The 20,818-nt window shown below is 51.0% G+C and carries 15 protein-coding genes; 7 read left to right on the top strand and 8 right to left on the bottom strand.

The genetic code is table 11. The features are described 5' to 3' along the window. The first annotated feature begins 112 nt into the window (after nucleotides 1-112). A complete protein-coding gene (locus tag DRJ53_RS12945; RefSeq protein ID WP_114236059.1) occupies nucleotides 113-838 on the top strand; it encodes a DUF72 domain-containing protein in 726 nt (241 codons plus the stop codon). Between the two features lie 28 nt (nucleotides 839-866). Here the strand turns inward: DRJ53_RS12945 and DRJ53_RS12940 are convergent, their stop codons facing one another. The 4 genes from DRJ53_RS12940 to DRJ53_RS12925 form a co-directional block, all read right to left on the bottom strand. Then, entirely contained in the window at nucleotides 867-1,505 is a 639-nt protein-coding gene (locus tag DRJ53_RS12940) for an alpha/beta hydrolase (protein WP_114236058.1), read from the bottom strand. 257 nt (nucleotides 1,506-1,762) lie between these two features. Next, entirely contained in the window at nucleotides 1,763-2,698 is a 936-nt protein-coding gene (locus DRJ53_RS12935) for a ring-cleaving dioxygenase (RefSeq protein ID WP_114236057.1), read from the bottom strand. A gap of 10 nt (nucleotides 2,699-2,708) precedes the next feature. Beyond that, nucleotides 2,709-3,257, bottom strand: a complete 549-nt coding sequence (locus tag DRJ53_RS12930; RefSeq protein ID WP_114236056.1) for a YceI family protein — start codon at nucleotides 3,255-3,257, stop codon at nucleotides 2,709-2,711. A gap of 220 nt (nucleotides 3,258-3,477) precedes the next feature. Next, complete coding sequence (locus DRJ53_RS12925) at nucleotides 3,478-4,707, bottom strand: glycoside hydrolase family 43 protein (RefSeq protein WP_241558545.1); 1,230 nt, start codon at nucleotides 4,705-4,707, stop codon at nucleotides 3,478-3,480. Nucleotides 4,708-4,836: 129 nt separating this feature from the next. On the opposite strand from DRJ53_RS12925, the gene DRJ53_RS12920 reads away from it, so the two are divergent. Together DRJ53_RS12920 and DRJ53_RS12915 are read left to right on the top strand one after the other, a co-directional pair. Then, entirely contained in the window at nucleotides 4,837-6,975 is a 2,139-nt protein-coding gene (locus DRJ53_RS12920; RefSeq protein WP_114236054.1) for a glycoside hydrolase family 97 protein, read from the top strand. Nucleotides 6,976-7,051: 76 nt separating this feature from the next. Continuing rightward, a complete protein-coding gene (locus DRJ53_RS12915) occupies nucleotides 7,052-8,776 on the top strand; it encodes a glycoside hydrolase family 13 protein (RefSeq protein WP_206609783.1) in 1,725 nt (574 codons plus the stop codon). A gap of 249 nt (nucleotides 8,777-9,025) precedes the next feature. Here the strand turns inward: DRJ53_RS12915 and DRJ53_RS12910 are convergent, their stop codons facing one another. From DRJ53_RS12910 to surE, 4 genes are all read right to left on the bottom strand, one after another. Further along, a complete protein-coding gene (locus tag DRJ53_RS12910; RefSeq protein WP_114236052.1) occupies nucleotides 9,026-10,654 on the bottom strand; it encodes an alpha-amylase family protein in 1,629 nt (542 codons plus the stop codon). 89 nt (nucleotides 10,655-10,743) lie between these two features. After that, entirely contained in the window at nucleotides 10,744-12,354 is a 1,611-nt protein-coding gene (locus DRJ53_RS12905) for an alpha-amylase family glycosyl hydrolase (RefSeq protein WP_114236051.1), read from the bottom strand. 131 nt (nucleotides 12,355-12,485) lie between these two features. Then, on the bottom strand, nucleotides 12,486-13,649 hold the full coding sequence (locus DRJ53_RS12900) for a zinc-dependent alcohol dehydrogenase (RefSeq protein ID WP_114236050.1): 1,164 nt from the start codon (nucleotides 13,647-13,649) through the stop codon (nucleotides 12,486-12,488). Between the two features lie 241 nt (nucleotides 13,650-13,890). Then, complete coding sequence (gene surE / locus DRJ53_RS12895; protein WP_241558543.1) at nucleotides 13,891-14,664, bottom strand: 5'/3'-nucleotidase SurE; 774 nt, start codon at nucleotides 14,662-14,664, stop codon at nucleotides 13,891-13,893. Nucleotides 14,665-14,722: 58 nt separating this feature from the next. On the opposite strand from surE, the gene DRJ53_RS12890 reads away from it, so the two are divergent. The 4 genes from DRJ53_RS12890 to DRJ53_RS12875 all read left to right on the top strand — a co-directional run bounded on the left by DRJ53_RS12890 (nucleotide 14,723) and on the right by DRJ53_RS12875 (nucleotide 20,684). Next, the gene (locus DRJ53_RS12890; protein ID WP_162303869.1) at nucleotides 14,723-15,628 is read left to right on the top strand and encodes a diacylglycerol/lipid kinase family protein; all 906 of its coding nucleotides are present in this window, start codon (nucleotides 14,723-14,725) and stop codon (nucleotides 15,626-15,628) included. 65 nt (nucleotides 15,629-15,693) lie between these two features. After that, nucleotides 15,694-16,830 (top strand): DUF4861 family protein, encoded by a 1,137-nt coding sequence (locus DRJ53_RS12885; RefSeq protein ID WP_123893548.1) that lies wholly within the window; start codon nucleotides 15,694-15,696, stop codon nucleotides 16,828-16,830. 16 nt (nucleotides 16,831-16,846) lie between these two features. Further along, nucleotides 16,847-17,617, top strand: a complete 771-nt coding sequence (locus DRJ53_RS12880; protein WP_114236047.1) for an SDR family NAD(P)-dependent oxidoreductase — start codon at nucleotides 16,847-16,849, stop codon at nucleotides 17,615-17,617. 214 nt (nucleotides 17,618-17,831) lie between these two features. After that, complete coding sequence (locus tag DRJ53_RS12875) at nucleotides 17,832-20,684, top strand: TIM-barrel domain-containing protein (RefSeq protein ID WP_114236046.1); 2,853 nt, start codon at nucleotides 17,832-17,834, stop codon at nucleotides 20,682-20,684. The last annotated feature ends 134 nt before the right edge of the window (nucleotides 20,685-20,818 follow it).

Genomic DNA, 20,818 nt, shown 5'->3' with positions numbered 1-20,818 from the left:
CCTCTTTTGGGTAAACACAATTGGCCCAGAACTCAGATGCTTCGCTGCGCTCAGCATGACAACATCAACGACGCTGTTATTCTATCCAGCAGGTACTATAAATTGTATTTGAATGAGTGTGCACATCGGAACATCAGGGTGGAGCTACGATCATTGGCAGGGCATTGTATACCCGCATGGTACAAGGCTTTGGGACCGCCTTGGTTATTTTGTGCAGCAATTTCAAACCGTTGAATTGAACAGCAGCTTTTACCGGTGGCCGCAACAAGCTTCGTTCAAAAGCTGGCAGCGGCGGCTGCCGCCCCATTTCTTAATGAGTGTAAAAGCACCGCGCTATCTCACGCATGTAAAGCGGTTGTATGCACCTGAAAGCTGGGTGAAGCGCATGAAGCGCTGCTGGCACGAGTTGGGCGATAAAAGAGCGGTGTTGCTGGTGCAATTGTCGCCAAAATTTGCAGCAGACTATGAGCGGTTGCGTTACTTTTTGCAATTGGTGCCGCCATGGATGCGTTTAGCATTCGAGTTCCGCCACGAAAGCTGGCACCGCGAAGAGATCTTTCATTTATTGGAACAACACGGCGCCGCTTATTGCATCATGAGTGGGGCGCATCTGCCTTGCATTTTGCGGGCCACTGCTCCGTTCGTGTACCTCCGGATGCACGGCCCTGATACTAATTTTTTATACGGCGGTTCTTATTCCGACACCGACCTGTGGTGGTGGGCCCAACGCATTGCAGAATGGGAAGCGATGGGCAAAGAAGTGTTTGTTTATTTCAATAACGATGGAGAAGGCAATGCGGTGCGCAACTCGATAACGCTGCGGGGCATGGTACAATAGCTTGCATTTTTACCTTGCAAATTGTTGCTTATCCAGCCGTTTTATGTTCAGGGTTAAATACAAGTTTGTTGGCCCAATCAATTTCATCCTGGCTAATGGTATGTCCCATGCCAGGGTAAACTTTTTCTGTAACGTTGGCGCCCAGCTCCTTTAATATACTGGTAGTGGCCTGCACCCGCTCCAGGGGTACATGCGGATCGGGGTTGCTGGTGCCAATGAAAATGGGCGTGTTGACGAAATCACCATCATAATTTTCAGCGTACACCTGGTCGCCAATCAGCCCACCGGTAAACGCCACCACACCGCCGTACCTTTCCGCATTGCGGGCAACAAATTCAAGCGTAAGGCAGGCACCCTGCGAAAAGCCAAGGAAATACAGGTTTTCCGGTTCAACGCCTTTTTGGTACAAATCGGTAACCAGCTCGTCCAGTAATTCCAGTGCTGATGAAAGCCAGGGCTCGTTCTGCGCCGGTGGTGCTAAAAATGAATAAGGATACCAGGTGTTGCCGGTCGCCTCCGGTGCCACCAGCGCAAAGTCTTCCACATCGAGGTAGGCGGCAAGTGATAAAATGTCTGCTGCGCTGCCGCCACGTCCGTGCAGCATGATCAATACCTTGGTATCAGGGCCGGCTGCCTTGCCGGCTGCCTGAATATTTCGCTGGTGCATTGGTTTGTTGTTTTACGTTTTTTAAATAAGCACACACATTTGCAATAAGCGAATCATCTTTAAGTGTCCTTACTTTTTTGCCCTTGCAAAATGCGGCAAAAAAGCAGGCCCGGAATCAGGGCTGGCCTGTTTCCGGGATAGTGCCTCATTCAGTTTATATGTTACTTTGATGAATTTCAGCAGATCATTTTAAATATCGCGGTTGTTCATCATCTACACATAAATTATCACGTGGTCATTGTTGCTAACCAACATCATTAGCGTAGCACTGGCAATACCGCTTCAATTTGCTTTCTTTTGCCTTCATATTGGACTGGTAACATTAAATTTTTGCCCAGTTCCTCGAAGGTTTCGTCGGTTACAAAGCCGGGATTGTCGGTTGCTATTTCAAACAGGATGCCGCCGGGCTCGCGGAAATACAGCGAATAAAAATAATTGCGGTCGATCTTTTCCGTGATGTGCAAACCTGCCTGCAATACTTTTTCGCGGAATGCCATCAGCACCTCTTCGTTCGGTACCCTGAACGCAATGTGGTGGTTTGTGCCGCCAGCATTCACCGCGCCGTGGCCGGTGGGCTCTTCCATCACGTCCACAATATTTGCGGTCGCAATGGCATCGGTGATGAATCGAAAACGGTTGCCTTCTTGCTGCAACAGCCGGTAGCCCAACACATCGGTGAGTACTTTTGCAGTGGGCGCCAGGTTGCGTACCGTTAGCACCACGCCGTGAAAACCTTTGATGGCAACGTTGGCATCGAGGCCGTCTGTTGTCCAGGGTGCCCGTTTATCTTGTTCGGCCGCCTCAACCAACTGCAGCAACAATCCATCGCTATCTTCCAGCGGCAGGTATTGCTCGCCAAACCGTTCGCCGATCTTGCCCTGCTTTACTTTTTGTGTGCCCAGCCGGTCGGCCCAAAAAGGCAAACTGCCTTTCGGTACCGCATAACCGATTTCCGATGCAATGCCAGTGCCCACATGTCCTTTACGAATGCCCTCCCATGGAAAGAACGTAAGGATAGAGCCCGGCGAACCAACCGCATCGCCGTAATAAAAATGGTAAGTGCCCGGGTCGTCGAAGTTCACGGTTTTCTTTACCAGGCGCAGGCCGAGCACTTTTGTATAAAAATCATAATTGCGCTGCGCATCCGTCGCAATGGCGGTAATATGGTGCAGGCCCAATATTTTTTGTTCCATGTTAAACCAGTTAAACGGTTTCTGCTACTGCTTGTTTTACCAGCTGAATTTCCGAAAGGATCCGGATGTCGTCGCTTACCACTACGCTGCCGGCTTCAGTTACGGCATTCCAGGTAAGGCCAAATTCTTTGCGGCTAATTTTACCGGTTACAGTAAAGCCAGCTTTGGTTTGACCGTATGGATCTACCACCATGCCACCAAACTCAACGTTTAATGTAATGGGATTGGTGATGCCGCGAATGGTAAGGTCGCCGTGCAGTTTGGCTTCGTCGCCACTGCCTTCGTAACGGTTGCCCACAAAGCGCAGTTGGCTGTGTTCTTCGGCGTTGAAAAAGTCGGCCGATTTCAGGTGGGTATCACGCTGTTCGTTGTTGGTATCAATAGAGTCGATATCAGCAGTAAACTCGATTTTTTTTGCAGTTGCAAAATCTTCGGTTTCGGTTTCCACTACGGCATCAAACTTTTTGAAATAGCCGGTAACGGTAGTGATCATCAGGTGTTTTACCTTGAATTGTACTTCGGAGTGTGTGGGGTCAATTGCCCATTGAATGTTTGCCATGTTTGTGTTGTTTTAATTTGATACAGCAAAACTACTCCCACATGCCGCCTCACTCCGTTGAGGCAAAGCAAGAAATATTACTGACTTAGATCAATGGATTTTGCAGTGCTGCAGTACTATTTGTAAACAGCTCGCCATGTGTTGCATTGTTCACAAACAATAGGGCGGCTATATACGACTGGCGCAATGCACCAGCAAGGTAAAGCAAAAGTTTACAATATTATTTTTTACCTGCAGGCTGCGCAACACCCGATGGTAATTTTTGCGGTGCGGTAGTGGGGCCCGCAATGGTTAGTCTACCATTGGCTACCTGCATGCGGTCAATGAACACCACCCGTTCGTTGCCGGTTTTTGCCGTGCGGCCATGGTAAACGCAAAACATTTCTTTGCCATCCGGCGAGTACGCAATGCTGTTGTGCCCCGTCCCGGAAACGGCACCGCCTTTGCCTGTGTTTTTTTGCAGCACGGGATTGTTGGCAGCTTTCTTAAAAGGCCCCAGCGGCGAGTTGCCGGTAGCATAACCAATGGCATAATGTTGCCCGCCAAAATGGTTGGCCGAATACATGATATAATACAAGCCATCTTTCTTAAACGTCACAGAACCTTCCGTCCAGCGGCGGTTTACCTCCCGTGAAGTAACTGAGCGGCTTTCCCATTCAGCTTGTTTGTCTTTGAGGCTCACCGGCGGACGCAGCAACATGACGGGTTCGCCAATTACACCGGAAAAGTCCGGCTTGAGTTCCACGCCATATACCCAGCTTTCTTCAATGTCTTTATACCATCCTTTCTGTCGGGCCATGTCGGCAATCTCGCTTTCCACCGGGTGTTTGTAACAGGCGCGGGAATAATAGAGATATGCTTTGCCATCGGTATCGAAAAAAACATTGGCATCGATGATGGGGTAGCCGGGATCAAAAACGGGCTTTGTTGCAAGGTCTATAAACGGGCCCGTTGGCTTGTCTGCAACGGCTACGCCTATTCGAAAATTTTCTTCCTCGTTGGTTGGATTCTCTTTCCATTGTGCACTGTAAAACATATAATATTTGCCCTGCACATCGTATACTTCCGGTGCCCAGTAAGCACCGCCCCAAGCAGCTTTCGGATCGCTCCATCCATTCGGGTTGTTATGAAAATAAACCTGCCCCTCGGGCTTCCATGTTACCATGTCGGCCGATGAGTAGGCTGCAAAACCTTTATCGGCACCGCCCGTGCCATACATATAGTAAGTTCCGTTTGTATATAAAACATAAGGGTCGCCAAACTGCACCTTAAGCGGGTTGGTAAATGTGGCGGTTGCTGCCGGCTTGGCCTGCGCCTGTTGTGCATCGGCCGGTGCCGCAAGCAACACAAAAAATAACAGGGAAAAAAGGGAGGTATGGCTCATGGGGTGTACCTGTTTGTGGTCAATAAATGTAAGTAAATTGTATGTAGGGCCGCGACTCCGCTGCATGCTGCATATGATTTTGATTAGGCCGGGCAGTTTTGTGATGCAGGAATTGCTGAAGTTGCCTTGCTTTGCCATTTGGCGGCTGCATGTTGCATGGCGCTGCCGTTTTGTTTGACTTAAAAAAGTTTGGTTATGCTCAGGACAATTTTGCTTTTTTCTTTATTCTTTGCTACGGCAGTACAGGCGCAGCAACTTCTTTCACCTGATAAAAATGTGGCGCTGCAATTCACGTTGCTCGATGGTGGCGTGCCGTCCTACACATTATCCTACAAGGGAAAGCCAGTGATCAAACCCAGCAAGCTGGGGCTGCATTTAAAAGGCGATGCAAAGTCCCTTTTAAATGATTTTACCGTAACCAATACTGCCACCACTGTTTTCGACGAAACATGGAAACCGGTATGGGGCGAAGTAAGTTCCATTCGCAACCACTACAACGAGCTGGCTGTAACGCTGACGCAAGGCGAAACAGCGCGGCAAATGATCATTCGGTTTCGCTTGTATGATGAAGGCGTTGGCTTTCGCTACGAGTTTCCGCAGCAAAAAACCCTGTCATATTTTGTAATAAAAGAAGAACGCACCGAGTTTGCCATGGCAGGCGATCATACGGCGTATTGGATTGCCGGCGACTACGATACGCAGGAGTATGATTATACCACGTCAAAGCTTTCCGAGATCAGGGCACTAATGGCCAAATCGGTGACCGATAATTTATCGCAAACTTCGTTTTCGCCCACAGGCGTGCAAACCTCGCTAATGATGAAAACAGCCGATGGATTGTATCTCAACCTGCATGAGGCCGCGCTGATCAACTATGCCGCCATGCACCTGAACCTGAACGACACGACGATGGTTTTTCAGTCGTGGCTCACGCCGGATGTAAATGGCGATAAAGGTTATATGCAGGCGCCCTGCACCACGCCCTGGCGCACCGTGATGGTGAGCAACGATGCCCGCACGATACTGGCTTCGAAACTTATTTACAACCTCAATGAGCCCAACAAGATCAAAGATGTGTCTTGGATCAAACCCACGAAGTATGTAGGCGTGTGGTGGGAAATGATCACCGGCAAATCGGCCTGGTCATACACCGACGAGTATCCTGCCGTGCAACTGGGCATCACTGATTACACCAAGGCCAAACCGCATGGCCGCCACGGCGCCACCACTGCCAATGTAAAACGCTATATTGATTTTGCAGCACAGCATGGCTTTGATGCTGTGCTGGTGGAAGGCTGGAATATTGGCTGGGAAGACTGGTTTGGCAACTCAAAAGATTTTGTGTTTGATTTTGTAACACCGTATCCTGATTTAAACCTGCAGGAGATCCGCAATTACGCCGCATCAAAAGGTGTGAAAATGATCATGCACCATGAAACTTCTTCATCGGTGCGCAACTACGAACGGCATATGGATACTGCGTACAAGTTTATGAAGGCGAACGGGTATGATGCAGTAAAAAGCGGTTATGTGGGTGACATACTGCCGCGTGGCGAAAACCACTACAGCCAGTGGATTGTGAACCATTACCAGTATGCGTTGGAAAAAGCAGCGCAATATCAAATAATGGTGAATGCGCATGAGGCAGTGCGCCCCACGGGCATTGCCCGTACCTGGCCCAACCTGATAGGGAATGAATCGGCCCGCGGTACCGAGTACCAGGCATTTGGCGGATCGAAGCCCAACCATGTTACCATACTGCCTTTTACGCGGTTGCAGGGCGGCCCTATGGATTATACACCGGGTATTTTTGAAATGGACATCAGCAAGCTGAACCCCGAAAATAAATCGCATGTAAACAGTACGCTGGCTAACCAACTGGCGCTGTATGTAACGCTGTACAGCCCGCTGCAAATGGCGGCCGATTTGCCTGAACACTACGACCGTTTCCCCGATGCATTTCAGTTTATAAAAGATGTAGCCGTTGATTGGGACGACAGCAAATACCTGGAGGCCGAGCCCGGCGAATATATTACCGTGGCCCGCAAAGCAAAAGGCACCGGCAAATGGTTTGTGGGCAGCGTGGGTGGCAATGATCCACGTACATCACAAATCAGTTTCGATTTTCTAGAGCCGGGCAAAACATACATCGCCACCATTTATGCCGATGCTAAAAATGCGCATTACAAAACAGCACCGCAGGCATATAACATTCGTAAAGTCGTGGTGACGAGCAAATCAAAACTAGCCCAATGGGTTGCTGCAGGTGGCGGTTATGCCATCAGCATTGAAGCTGCTGAAAAAGGACAGACAAAAGGTTTGAAAAAGTTGTAAACGCCAACACGTATTTGAACTGAAAAATATGCACCCTAAAATAGTTGCCGCTTGTTTGCTTTTTGCACAATGCTGTATGTTCAATGCATTTGCGCAAAAGCCTCCGGAGTACAAAGCACCCGGCTGGGCCAATGGCGTAGTGTGGTACCAAATCTTCCCGGAGCGTTTTCGCGATGGCGATAGCACCAACCAGCCCACAGCACAACGGGCACAGGGGCCTGCGGGCTGGCGCCCTTCTGTGTGGACAGCTGATTGGTACCAGCAAGAAGAATGGGCGAAAAATGGCGCTACGGATTTTTATACTTATGTAAACAACCGGCGCTATGGCGGCGACCTGCAAGGTGTGATCGATAAGCTGGATTATTTAAAAGACCTGGGCATTGGTGCCATTTATTTCAATCCTGTTTTCGATGCGCAATCGCTGCACAAATACGATGCGTCGTACTATCACCATATCGACCGCAACTTTGGACCGGACCCGAAAGCGGATGAAGCGCTGTTTGCAACGGAAGATCATGGCAACCCGGCCACCTGGCGCTGGTCATCGGCCGACTCGCTTTTTTTGCATTTGATAAAAGAAGCCCACCGGCGCAACATCAAAGTGGTGATCGATGGTGTATGGAACCATACGGGTACCGAGTTTTGGGCGTTCCAAGATTTAGTGCAGAACGGAGCGCAGTCGAAATATAAGGATTGGTACGTGGTGAAGTCGTTTGATGATGCGCAAACTGCAAACAAAAATGAGTTTGATTACGAAGGTTGGTGGGGATTTAAAAGCCTGCCGGTTTTTAAGGAAGAGCGGGAAACACTGATGCCCCCCGTTCGTGATCATATTTTTTCTGTAACCCGCCGGTGGATGGACCCCAACGGCGACGGCAACCCCGAAGATGGCATTGATGGCTGGCGGCTGGATGTGGCCGAAGAAGTAGGCAAGGAGTGGTGGAAAGAATGGCATGCCTTGGTGCGACAGATCAACCCGCAGGCCATTACCGTTGCGGAAATATGGACCGAAAAAGCGGCGGAATTTATAGCCGGTGATTTGTTTACCTCTGTGATGAATTACCGCTTTGCTTATGCAGCCAAAGATTTTTTGATCGATGGCAGTATTGATACAAAAGAATTCATTCGCCGCCTGCAACAAATAGAAATGGATTATCCAACAGGTGCGGCACATGCGCTGCAAAACCTGATGGACAGCCACGATGCACCGCGGCTGGCTTCCCTCATTGTGAACCCCGGCCGCGAGTACGACCGCAGGGGCCACCCGCGGGATAGTTTTTTGGTGCGCAAGCCAACTGCGGCGGAACGCAATGTTCAGAAGCTGGTGGCAACTTTCCAATTTACCTGGGCCGGCGCACCGATGATCTATTACGGTACCGAAGCTGGCATGTGGGGCGCCGACGATCCGGACGATCGCAAGCCGATGGTGTGGGCCGATATGCAGTTTGAACAGGAAACGCATCATCCATTTGGGGCAGCCCGACCTGCAGACGACAACAATTTTGATCCGCAGCTTTTCCGGTTTTATCAAAAGCTGGCGCAGCTACGCAACAGCGAACCTGCGTTGCAACGGGGCAGTGCGCAATTTGTGTGGGATGATGCAGCGAAGGGATTGGTCCTGTTTACACGTGAGCTGAATGGTGAAAAGATCTGGGTGGTGATTAACAGGTCAAGTAGGGCGCAGCAATTGGACGCAAGCCGTTGGATGGGAAATAAAAGCGTACAGGAATTGGTGTCGGGTAAAAAACAGCGAACGGCAAAACTAGTGATTGCGCCAATGGCTGCATTGGTTTTGAAATAGAAAGTCTTTTTAAAATAAAATAACACGTTGATAATTGAAGAGCAAACTTGCGTGTTAAACCGGCGTTTCGCACTTTTCGTGTTGCGCAGTTCCGACCAACAGCATTTTATTTAGTGACGAAAACTGACTTGAAATTGTTCGATGGACTGATTCATTTAATTTGTTTCCATAAATAAAAAAACTTCGCATCTCCAACATTTAGTTTTATTGCCATAAATATAATGGGCGGCATCAGGCCGCCCATTATATTTACAACGTTTTTACCCGGAACCATCGGTATCCGTATGCCGTCATTCCAATGGTAAACTTTTTTGCGCTGTTGCCTTCAATCGAATCCTGGTCCATCAGGTCGTCCAGGCGTTCGCTGGCTCCTTTTGTTGCAGGTAATTTTATCTCAACCGGCTTGTCGCCAAAATTATGCACCATCATCACCGCATTGCCCTTCCACGAATAGCGCATAGCTAGCACCGTGGGTACGCCGGCGTCGAGTATTTCCCAATTGCCCATACCAATTTCCGGGCACTCCTTGCGCAGCCGGATCAGCGAGGTCATCCAGTTGAGCAAGGATTGTGGGTCGCGGCGCTGGTCGGCAACATTTACATGCTGGTATGAATAAAAGCCTTTGTCAATAACAGGGTGCACTAGTTTAGGTGCAGTAGAAAAACCGGCGCCTTCTTCTGCACACCACTGCATTGGCGTACGCACCGCATCCCGCTCTTTCAGGTCCAGGTCATCGCCCATGCCAATTTCATCGCCATAGCGCATTACCGGCGTACCGGGCAGCGAAAACATCAGGCTATAGGCCAGCTCTATTTTGGCACGGCTGCCCAGCATGGGCGCCAGCCTGCGTCGGATGCCGCGGTCGTACAACTGCATGTGCGGTTCGGGGCCAAATTGCTCAAACACACGCTGCCGTAGGTCATCTGGTAGCCGGTCGATATCCAACTCATCGTGGTTCCGTAAAAAGTTAGCCCACTGGCTGATGCCCGGTGCCACCCTTGTGTCTTCCAATGCTTTAATGAGTGGCGCCGTATCGCCGGTAGCCAGCGTGTAAAATGAGTATTGGTTCACGTAAAAATTGAACATCATGTGGATGCCTTCAGCACGTTCGCCAAAATAGTTCTTGGTTTGTTCCGGCAGCACATTGGCTTCGCCCAACAGCACTGCATCGCCGCTGCGCCATTGCAAAAAGTTGCGCATTTCTTCAAGGTATTCAAACTTCATCACCGGGTTCTTTTTGCCCGGCTGCGGCATTTCCAAAATAAACGGAACGGCATCCACCCGAAAGCCGGAAACGCCCAGCTGCAGCCAATATCCCATGATCTTGCGGATCTCTTTACGTACCTCGGGGTTATGCGTATTCAGGTCGGGTTGGTGCGGGTAAAAACGGTGGTGGTAGTATGCGCCGGTTTGCTTGTCTTTTGTCCAGGTGGCTTTTTGCACGCCGGGAAACACCATGCCCTCGTCCCAGTTCGAAGGGCGTTTGTCGGCCCATACATACCAGTTACGGTAGGGTGCATCCTTGCTGCTGCGGGCATTTTTAAACCACGGGTGCTGGTCTGATGTATGGTTCACCACCAGGTCAATGATCACTTTAATACCCAGCTTTTTGGCCTGATGCATGAATGAAACAAAATCGCCATTGGAACCGTGCCGCGGGTCCACACCGTAATAATCCTGCACATCGTAACCATTGTCTTTATTCGGTGTGGGCTGAAACGGCGCCAGCCAAATGGTGTCCACACCCAAAGCATGTAGGTAATGCAGCCGGTCGCACAAGCCTTCAAAATCACCAATGCCGTCGCCGTTGGCGTCCATAAAGGTTTCCAGGTCCAGGCTGTAGATTACCGCGTTTTTATACCATAATTCGTCTGTCATAGGCTTATATTTTTTTGCATGCACATTTTCGGCGTTACCACGTTGATGCGCAACTGAAAGCTGCAGTTTTTACATTTATATCTGCTTTGCTATTCGTCTTCGTCCAGCTCCACAATCATTCCTTCATCACCACCCAGTTGTATGCGGTTGACCACCGCAGTTCCTACCAGTGTTTCATCTGTTGCAAACAGCACACGGCCCGAAATGGTTCGGTGCTGGATGGCCAGGTAGCAGGGCTTGTGGCTCAGGTTCAGCACCACCAGCAGTGCAGGCGCACCGCTGGCCTCACGTATATAAGCCAGTGCCTGGTGGTCGGCATGTACCTGTATATAATCGCCCACCAGCAGCGCAGGCTGGCTTTGGCGCAGGGCAATCAGTTTTTTATAAAAATGCAGTTGGCTGTGCGGGTCTTCTTTTTGCGCCGCCACATGCGGCCGCTTGTATTGCGGCCCCAGGCGCAGCCATGGCCGCGTGGCCGAGAAACCTGCAAACTCGCCGCCATCCCACTGCATGGGCGTACGGGCGGGATCGCGGCTCAGGTTTTTATCGGGCATGTTCAGCCCTTGCGGGTCCTGCACTTCATCGGGCGGAATGGGCACATCACGCATGCCAATTTCCTCACCGTAATAGATGGTAGGCGTGCCCCGAAGGGTTAGCAACAACATTGCGGCTATGCGTGCCTGTTCAGTCCCCACACGGCTGGTAATGCGCGGCTGGTCGTGATTGCCCAGCACCCAGTTGGGCCAGCCCCGCTGCGGCAGCGCATGTTCGTATTCATCAATTGCCGATGCAATTTTTTGTGCATCCCAAGGCATCGACAACAGCAGGAAATTAAATGGCAGGTGTGCCCCGTTGTTATCAGGACCGTAGTAGGTCATCAGCTTTTGTATGGGCAAATAAATTTCACCGATCATCATGCGTTCGCCATAGCTGTCGAGCACGGCACGCATTTGCTGCACCAAGTCGTGCACTTCGGGCTGGTCGGTGGAGTAAATAGGCGTGAGCTGTTCGTAAGTGGCCATATGCACCTGGTAGTCCGGGTTCACAGGGTTATCGCGCAACTCCTTGTCTTTTACCATATGCCACATCACATCCACTCGAAAGCCGTCCACACCTTTATCCAGCCAAAACCGCATCACGTCGAGCATAGCCTGCTGCACTTCGGGGTTGCGCCAGTTCAGGTCGGGTTGTTCGGTTAAAAATGCGTGATAATAATACTGCCCTGTTTGCTCGTCCCATTCCCAGGCCGGCCCACCAAAAACCGACAGCCAGTTATTGGGTGGCGTTCCATCGGGGCGGGCATCTTCCCATATATACCAGTCGCGTTTGGGATTCTCTTTCGAAGAACGGGATTCTAAAAACCACGGATGCTGGTTAGATGTATGATTGGGCACCAGGTCGAGTATAATGCGCAGTCCTCTATTATGTGCTTCTTGCAGCAATTGGTCAAAATCGTCCATGTTGCCAAACAGCGGGTGAATGCCGCGGTAGTCGGAAATATCATAACCATAATCCGCCATGGGCGATGGATAGATGGGCGAAATCCAGATGGCCGTTACACCCAGCCATTGCAGGTAATCAAGCCGTTGAATAATGCCCTGCAGGTCGCCAATGCCATCGCCGTTGCTGTCCTGGAAAGAGCGGGGATAGATCTGGTAAATAATGCCCGACTGCCACCACAATAGTTGTTCATGGGTCATATCCTGAATGCTTTTAGTGAAAACAAATTGCCACAGCCAACTGCCGCAGCCATTTTTTATAAAAAAGCCATACCCGGCAGGAAAGTATCCCGGCCAGGTATGGCGTTTTGGTAAATGATTATAACGATCGATTATGGTGTCAGCACCACTTTCACGCAATCTTCTTCCTTGTCTTTAAAGATCTTGTATGCATGTGCCACTTCGGTTAGGGGTAACCGGTGGGTAATGATGTCGTCGAGGCGCACTTTGCCTTCCTGCACATATTTCAGCAGCGTGTCGATGTGTTTGTGTGCCGGTGCCTGTCCGCCCTTCAACGTGATGCCTTTATCAAAAAACTGCCCGATGGGGAAATTGTCGTAAGTGGTGGGGTACACGCCCAGCACCGATACAATGCCGCCGCGGCGCACTGCACTCATACAGGCTTCCAGCACCTTGGGTGAACCTTTTTCCAGGTTGATCACCGCCTTGGCACGGTCCAGCAGGTTGCGGTCGGGCTCAAAGCCAACTGCTTCCACGCATACATCGGCACCGCGGCCTTCGGTCATGGCCCTTATTTGTTCCACCACACCTTTGGCGCCGTCTTCCCACAAAATGGTTTCGCAGTTGGCCGAGGCTTTGGCTTTGTCCAGGCGGTATTGCAGCGTGTCAATGATTACCACTCTTTTTGCACCGCGCAGCCAGGCACTTTTTGCCGCCATAATGCCCACCGGCCCTGAGCCGAAAATGGCCACCGTTTCGCCGCCTTTGACTTCGCCCCAATCAATGCCGGTATAGCCTGTTGGAAAAATATCGGTGAGAAAAAGCACCTGCTCATCACTCAGGTTATCCGGTACAATGCGGGGACCAAAATCGGCATAAGGCACCCGCACATACTCGGCCTGGCCGCCGTCGTAGCCGCCGTACAGGTCGGTGTAGCCAAAAAGGGCGCCGCCTTTTTCGGTGAGCAGCCCGCCTTCCGGACCGTAGTGCTCGGGGTTCGAGTTCTCGCAATGACCGGGCAAATGATGATTGCAAAAAAAGCAATGGCCGCAGGCAATGGGGAAGGGCACCACTACGCGGTCGCCGCGTTTGAGGTTGGTTACGCCTTTGCCTACTTCTTCCACAATGCCCATAAACTCGTGGCCTAGCGTCATGGGGCGGGGCTGCGGCAACCCGCCTGAATAAATATGCAGGTCGGAGCCACAAATGGCGGTGGCTGTTACTTTTAAAATAATATCGCGGTCGTCCTGGAGTTTGGGGTCCTCTACGTTGTCGCATTGTACATTCCTGGGACCATGAATCCGTGCTGCTTTCATTGTTGTTTTTTTGGGTTGTTAAAAGGCGTTTATGCTGTTATTTTTTTACCCGAACAAATGCGCCAGTATGCAAATACTTGTTGCAAACAGGTGGTGGAAAGCAAAGGGCAGGGATGATGCTTTTGATCTTTTTGCAAAACCAAAAAGGCTTGCACTAGGGCAGTGGTGACAAGTAATCTTGTGTCATACCTGTTTACAAAGGGCGGGTCCGTTGGTTCAGTTTTTTGGCAAAAAAACCTATTTATTGCTGCCCCTTGGCCTGTGCAGTGCCGCCCTTTTCCTTAAGGTGTTGTTGCAGCAATGCCTCATCGGTGAGGTCTAACCGAAGCGGGGTGATGGACACATAATCATTTTCTACAGCCCACCGGTCGGTGCCTTCTTCGGCTGCCTCCAGCGGTATCACGGTAAACCAGTAGTGCTTGCGGCCCATGGGGTCCACGCTGGGCACAATCTGGTTGTCGTACATCCGGTTCGACTGGCGGGTCCACATGATGCCTTTGGGTTTGGGCGGAAAATTTACATTATACAGCGTCAGCGCATCGTCTTTGGTCAGCAGGTGCAGGGTTTCTTCCACATAGCTTTCAAAGGCTTCAAAGTCAGGGTCGTCCTTGCCTACCGGTGTGCTCAGTGCAATGCCCCGCACACCCAGCAGTACCGCTTGTTTGGCGGCCGCCAGCGTGCCCGAGTGCCACATGGCATTACCCAGGTTGGGGCCCATGTTGATGCCCGACAAAACCAGGTCTATTTTCGAAAGGTGCAGGCCCAGTGCGGCACAGTCGGCAGGCGTGCCATTTACTTTAAATGCTTGTATGCCGTCCACGTCAATCTTTGCCTTCTTGAATGAAATGGGCAGGTGCGATGTAATGGCATGCGAAGCCGAAGAACGCTCCACATCGGGGGCCACTACGGTAACCTCGCCAAAGCGCTTGGCCACTTTGGCAAGCGCAGCCAGCCCGGGGCTGTAAATGCCGTCGTCGTTTGTGATCAGGATCTTCATTGCATCCACTACCAACATTTTTGTGCCATGTTTTGGGGTGGTATGCTTTTGGCCTGCAATAGCCGTAAAAAAGCGCATGGGAAAAGTTCTCCTGATCCATAATCCTACAGCCGGCGATGAAGCGCACAGCAAAGAAGAACTGGTGAGCCAGCTAACCGCCGCCGGCTGGGAGGTTGACTACCACTCGGCCAAAAAAGATAGCTGGAAAAAAGCGGACACCAAAGCCGATATTATTGCCGTGGCCGGCGGCGATGGCACCATTGGCAAAGTGGCCCGCCACCTGCTAAAGGAGGCGGACAGCAATGCCACACCGATTGGTGTGTTGCCCCTGGGCACGGCCAACAATATTGCCAAAACGTTCAATGCAAACCCTGATACTGCCGCGGCCATTGCAGCCTGGCACGGCGCTACGGTGCAACACGTTGATGCGGGAAAAGTAACCAACGTGCCCGACATGTCGTACTTCATTGAAGGTATGGGCTTCGGCATTTTCCCGTACCTGATGGAGTACATGAAAGAAAACGAAAGGGAATATGAATCACCGGAAGCCGAGCTGGCCGAGGCATTAAAACAAATGCACCGCATATTGTGGGAGTACGAACCGCGGCATTGCCACCTTGAAATTGACGGCACCGACCACTCGGGCAAGTTTTACATGGTTGAGGTGATGAACATCAAATCCATTGGGCCCAATGTAATGCTCTCGCCGCTGGCCGATCCCGGCGATGGCGAGTTTGAAGTGGTGCTGATTCCCGAAGCGCAACGCGAAAAGTTTTCGGAATACCTCGAAGGCCGCATGGAAGCAGAAACCGAAGCTTATCATTTCCACACCTTGAAAGGAAAAAAGATCAACATCAACTGGGGCGGCACCCGCATACATGTGGATGATAAAATGGTGCAACTGGAAAAGGGCATTGATGTGTCGATTGAGCTGGTGCCCGGTGCACTTTCTTTTTTGGTACCCCAAAATCCTTCGGAGTAGCAAGTAGCATTTTGTGGAAAAGCAATGACTGCCATGCAGCGATTGATGCCTATTTTACAGCAACAATGGCAAACAATACCAAGCGAGCTGCAATGATCCTGTTGCTGCTGTTTACCTGCGCCTTTTTACGGGCACAAAAGGGTGTGATCACGATCACCAACAAAAGTGCCCATGCCCGTGAAGAAGTGGTGGCTTTTCCCTGGCGCACCGTGTTGCAGCATTATCCAAACCTTGATACTGCATTTTTTAAAGTGGTAAACGCTGGAACTAAAAAGGAGTATCCTGTTCAACTAGCATCGAACGGCACGGACAGTGTGCAGCAGTTGTTGGTATATGTTGCCGTGCCGGCAAAAGGCGCCATCAACCTGCAGTTGGTAAAGGGCAAGCGGGCGCCAATTGCGTCCAGAACATATTGCCGCTTTGTGCCTGAGCGGAAAGATGATTTTGCCTGGGAAAACGACCGCATTGCGTTCCGTGTTTATGGAAAAGCGTTGGAACAAACACCCAACGAAATGGCTTTTGGTATTGATGTTTGGGTAAAGCGCACCGACAGCCTCGTGATCAACAAAAGATACAGGCGGGGCAACTACCACGAAGATGCCGGCGATGGGCTGGACTATTACCATGTGGGCCTCACGCTGGGTGCCGGAGGCATTGCGCCATTTATGGCTGATACCATTCGCTACGCAGGCACCTTCAGCAGTTGGAAGATTTTAGACAACGGGCCGCTGCGCTCCACGTTTCAATTGGTGTACGATGAATGGAAGGCCGGCAACAAAAAGCTGCGCATGACCAAAAACGTTTCCATTGATGCCGGCAGCCAGTTTACCCGCACTGAGGTGAATTTTGTCACCAACGATAACGAAGTTTTACCGGTAGTAACAGGCATCATTAAACGAAAAGAGGCGGGTGCTATGTTACTGAATGAGCAGGAAGGTTTGCTGGCGTATTGGGAGGCGCAACATGGCAATGATGGAACTACTGGTGTGGCCTGTATAATGCAGACGTTGGTAGCCGGGATGCAGGTGGATAAGACTCACCTGCTGGCCCATTCGGTAGCAGCACCGCAGCAACCTTTTGTGTATTACCATGGCGCGGCCTGGGATAAGGGAGGCAGAATTGCATCGGCAAAAGATTGGTTTGCGCATGTGAAAACCTTTCGCACCAACTTGCAGCAGCCGCTGGTTGTTTCCATTCAATAGCATCCTACATTAGCATATGAACATCCTGGAAAAATTTAGCCTCAAGGGCAAAACAGCATTGGTAACGGGTTGCAGCCGCGGCATTGGTAAAGCCATGGCGGAGGCACTTGCAGCGGCCGGCGCTGATATCATTGGCGTATCGGCCAGCATGCCCGGAGATGGCGGTGCCGTGGGACAGTCGGTGACGGGCATGGGCCAAAAGTTTTATCCCTTCCAATGCGATTTTGCCGACCGGCAATCCATTTACCGGTTTATAGAAGCAGTGAAGGCGCAACATGCGAATGTTGATATTTTGGTCAACAATGCGGGTACCATTTTGCGGCAGCCTGCCGCGCAACATTCCGATGAATATTGGGATACGGTGATTGCGGTAAACCAGTCGGCGCAGTTTATACTAACCCGCGAAATAGGCAAGGGTATGATCGAACGGGGTAGTGGCAAGATCATTTTTACGGCATCGCTGCTTAGTTTCCAGGGCGGCATCAATGTGCCGGGATACGCTGCCAGCAAAGGCGCCATTGCATCACTGGTGAAAGCATTTGCCAACGAATGGGCAGCCAAAGGCGTGAACGTAAATGCTATTGCGCCTGGGTATATTGCCACCGACAATACGCAGCCGCTGATAACCGACAAGGAGCGGAGTGCCGCCATATTGAGCCGCATCCCGGCTGCACGCTGGGGCAACCCCGAAGACCTGCAAGGCCCGCTTCTTTTCCTGGCTTCCGCAGCATCGGATTATGTGCACGGAACTATTCTTACGGTTGATGGCGGATGGATGGGGCGATGATCTTATTGCATGTCTTGAATCATCGATGGGGCACGAGTTGGGCATTCGTTTTCTTTTAATCGCTGCTTTTATTTTGGTAAAAGTGTTGGCTGTTTCAATGAAAAGTTAACAAAGGTCAGCCCCGGTGCCAACAATGATTTGGCCGCCGGACCATCCCTGTTAGGTAGATTTGTTGCACCGGCGTAACTGCGCCCCTCTGCTAAACTGATTGCCCATGTCCAGATACTTCTTTATGCTGCTACTGTTGTGTAGTGCGCTTGCTGTTGCTGCCCAATCCACAGCTCCTTTCGTTAAAACAAAAGACGGCCTAATTGTTTACCCGCAACAAAAGCCATCCGGCAACGCGACTGCAGTGCGCCTGCAGGTGGTTGCGCCCAACATCATTCGTGTTTCGTCTAGTCCCGAAAAGGATTTGCCCGCAACTCAAAGCCTCGTGGTCAATTATCAGTGGGCGCAATCGCAAACATTCAGCGTGACGCAGGGCAAAGGCGCTGTTCGCATAAAAGCGGCAAAGATTGCCGCTGAAGTAAACCTGGCCACCGGCGCCGTGCAGTTTTTTGATGCGGCTGGCAAAAAGCTTGTTGCCGAAGCAGCCGACAATGGCCGCGAGATAAAGCCCGTGGTGCATGAAGGCGAGCCCATGTACAGCGTGGCGCAAACATTTACAGCCACCGCTAATGAAGCATGGTATGGCCTTGGACAACACCAGGATGGCGTGATGAATTACCGCGGGCAGCAGGTGCAGTTTTTTCAAAACAATACGGAAGTGGCTGTTCCTTTTTTAGTTTCTACAAAGGGCTATGGCATTTTGTGGGACAATTACTCGCTGACCAAAGCCGGCGATGTACGGCCGCTGCGTCCCCTTTCCGACCTGAAACTGTTTTCAAAAAATGGCGAAGAAGGCTGGCTGACGGCCACCTACAGCAACGATAAAACAAAGCCCGAAGTTTCGTTGATGGAACGTGCCGAGTCGGAGATCAGCATGGAGTTTTTGGGTGAGTCTGCTAAGGTATTGCCTGCCCAATTTACACCAGCCACCGGCGTGGTGGCTTGGGAAGGCAGCATCCAAAGTGGCCTTTCGGGCCGGCACCAACTCAGGTTTGTGTATGGCGGTACTATTCGGTTGTGGCTCAACGATAGTTTGGTGCTCGATCGCTGGCGCAAAGCCTGGAACCCTGCACCTGCACTGGTTCCTATTGATATGCAACCTGGCAAAAAAGTAAAGCTGCGCATGGAATGGATACCCGAAGGAACTGAATCGTACCTGGCGGTAAAATGGCAGGAGCCGGTAGCAGCAGAAGCCCGCAACAATTTTAGCTTCGCATCAGAAGCAGGTCGCCAGGTTGATTATTATGTAATCAGCGGGCAAAACATGGATTCCGTTATTGCGGGTTATCGTACGCTTACCGGCAAGGCGCCCATCATGCCCAAATGGGCGATGGGTTTTTGGCAAAGCCGTGAACGGTATAAAACACAGGCAGAACTGCTGGCAACGGTGGCCGAGTTTCGCAAACGCAACATTCCATTGGATAATATTGTGCTCGACTGGAGTTATTGGAAAGAAGACGCATGGGGCAGCCAGGAGTTTGATGAAACACGTTTCCCCAATCCCGAGGGCATGAACGATACGCTGCACCGGCAATACAACACTAAAATCATGATCTCGGTGTGGCCCAAGTTTTACGAAGGCATCCCGGCTTACCATGCATTCAATGAAAAAGGCTGGTTGTACCGCCGCAACATTGCCGACCGGCAGCGCGATTGGATTGGGAAAGGCTACACGTCAACTTTCTACGACGCATTTAACGCAGATGCCCGCAAAGGTTTCTGGGATCTTATTTATAAAAAAATATACACCAAGGGATTTGATGCCTGGTGGATGGACGCCAGCGAGCCAGATATTTTATCGAACGTATCGCCGCAAAAACGCAAGCTGCAAATGCAGCCCACTGCGCTGGGTACCGCTACCGAATACCTCAACGCATACCCGCTGCAAAATGCCAAAGGCATTTACGAAGGCCAGCGTTCATCCGACCCCAACAAGCGGGTGTTTTTACTAACCCGTTCGGGCTTTGCGGGTTCGCAGCGCTATGCCGCAGCCATATGGAGCGGCGACATTGGCAGCACCTGGCACGACCTGAAAGCACAGGTAGCGGCCGGCGTTAATTTCTCCATGTCGGGCCTGCCTTACTGGACCATGGATATTGGCGGATTTGTGGTGCCGGCGCATTTTGAAAAACCAACCGCTGCCAACACCGAAGCTTGGCGCGAACTGCAAACCCGGTGGTTCCAGTTCGGCGCTTTTGTGCCCTTGTTCCGGGCTCATGGACAATTTCCTTTTCGCGAGGTGTTTAACATAGCGCCGGAAAACCATGCAGCTTATCAAAGCATGCTGTACTACAACAAACTGCGCTACCGGCTGATGCCTTATGTGTACTCGCTGGCGGGCAATGCATACCACGGCGATGGCACTATTATGCGCGGGCTGGCCATGGATTTTGGCGGGGACAGCGCTGTATGGATTGTTGATGACCAGTACCTGTTTGGCCCTTCGCTGATGGTAGCGCCGGTGTGGGCTTCGGGGCTGCAAAGCCGGACCGTTTATTTACCCAAAGGCAAAGGCTGGTACAACTTCTACACCGGTGCCTGGCAAGCTGGAGGACAAATGGTTACTGCTGCTGCACCCTATGAACGCATGCCGCTGTTTGTGCCTGAAGGTGCCATTATTCCTTTTGGTCCGGAGCTGCAATACACCGACGAAAAACCTGCGGATACGCTGACGCTGCAGGTATACCGTGGAAAGGATGGAAGCTTTACCCTGTATGAAGATGGCGGCACTACTTACGATTATGAAAAGGGCCAGTTTTCGACGATTCCATTTACTTACAACGAAGCCGCAGGAACACTCACTATTGGCGATCGAAAGGGAAGCTTTCCCGGTATGATCGCTAAAAGATTTATTCGCATCAAAGCATTTTTAAAAGCGGCTGCGAAGCCTTTTAATCTCGAAGCACCAGCTGATAAAGCGGTAGTTTATGAAGGGAAGAAAATTACGGTTAAACTGTAGCTACATCGAGTTTGTACCAAGGGTTTTCGTGCCAGTAAACAAATGGGCTACTGCGGTTGCTTGAATGTGTTCGGTAAAAACGATGGCCCTTTTTGCAGCAGATAATCATTGCAGCATTGACTAAAAATTACACC

The organism is Paracnuella aquatica, assembly GCF_003332885.2.
GTDB classification, from domain to species: domain Bacteria; phylum Bacteroidota; class Bacteroidia; order Chitinophagales; family Chitinophagaceae; genus Flavisolibacter; species Flavisolibacter aquaticus.
Note: the sequence above shows the minus strand (reverse complement) of the source record. Positions and strands in the feature narration are given on the sequence as shown.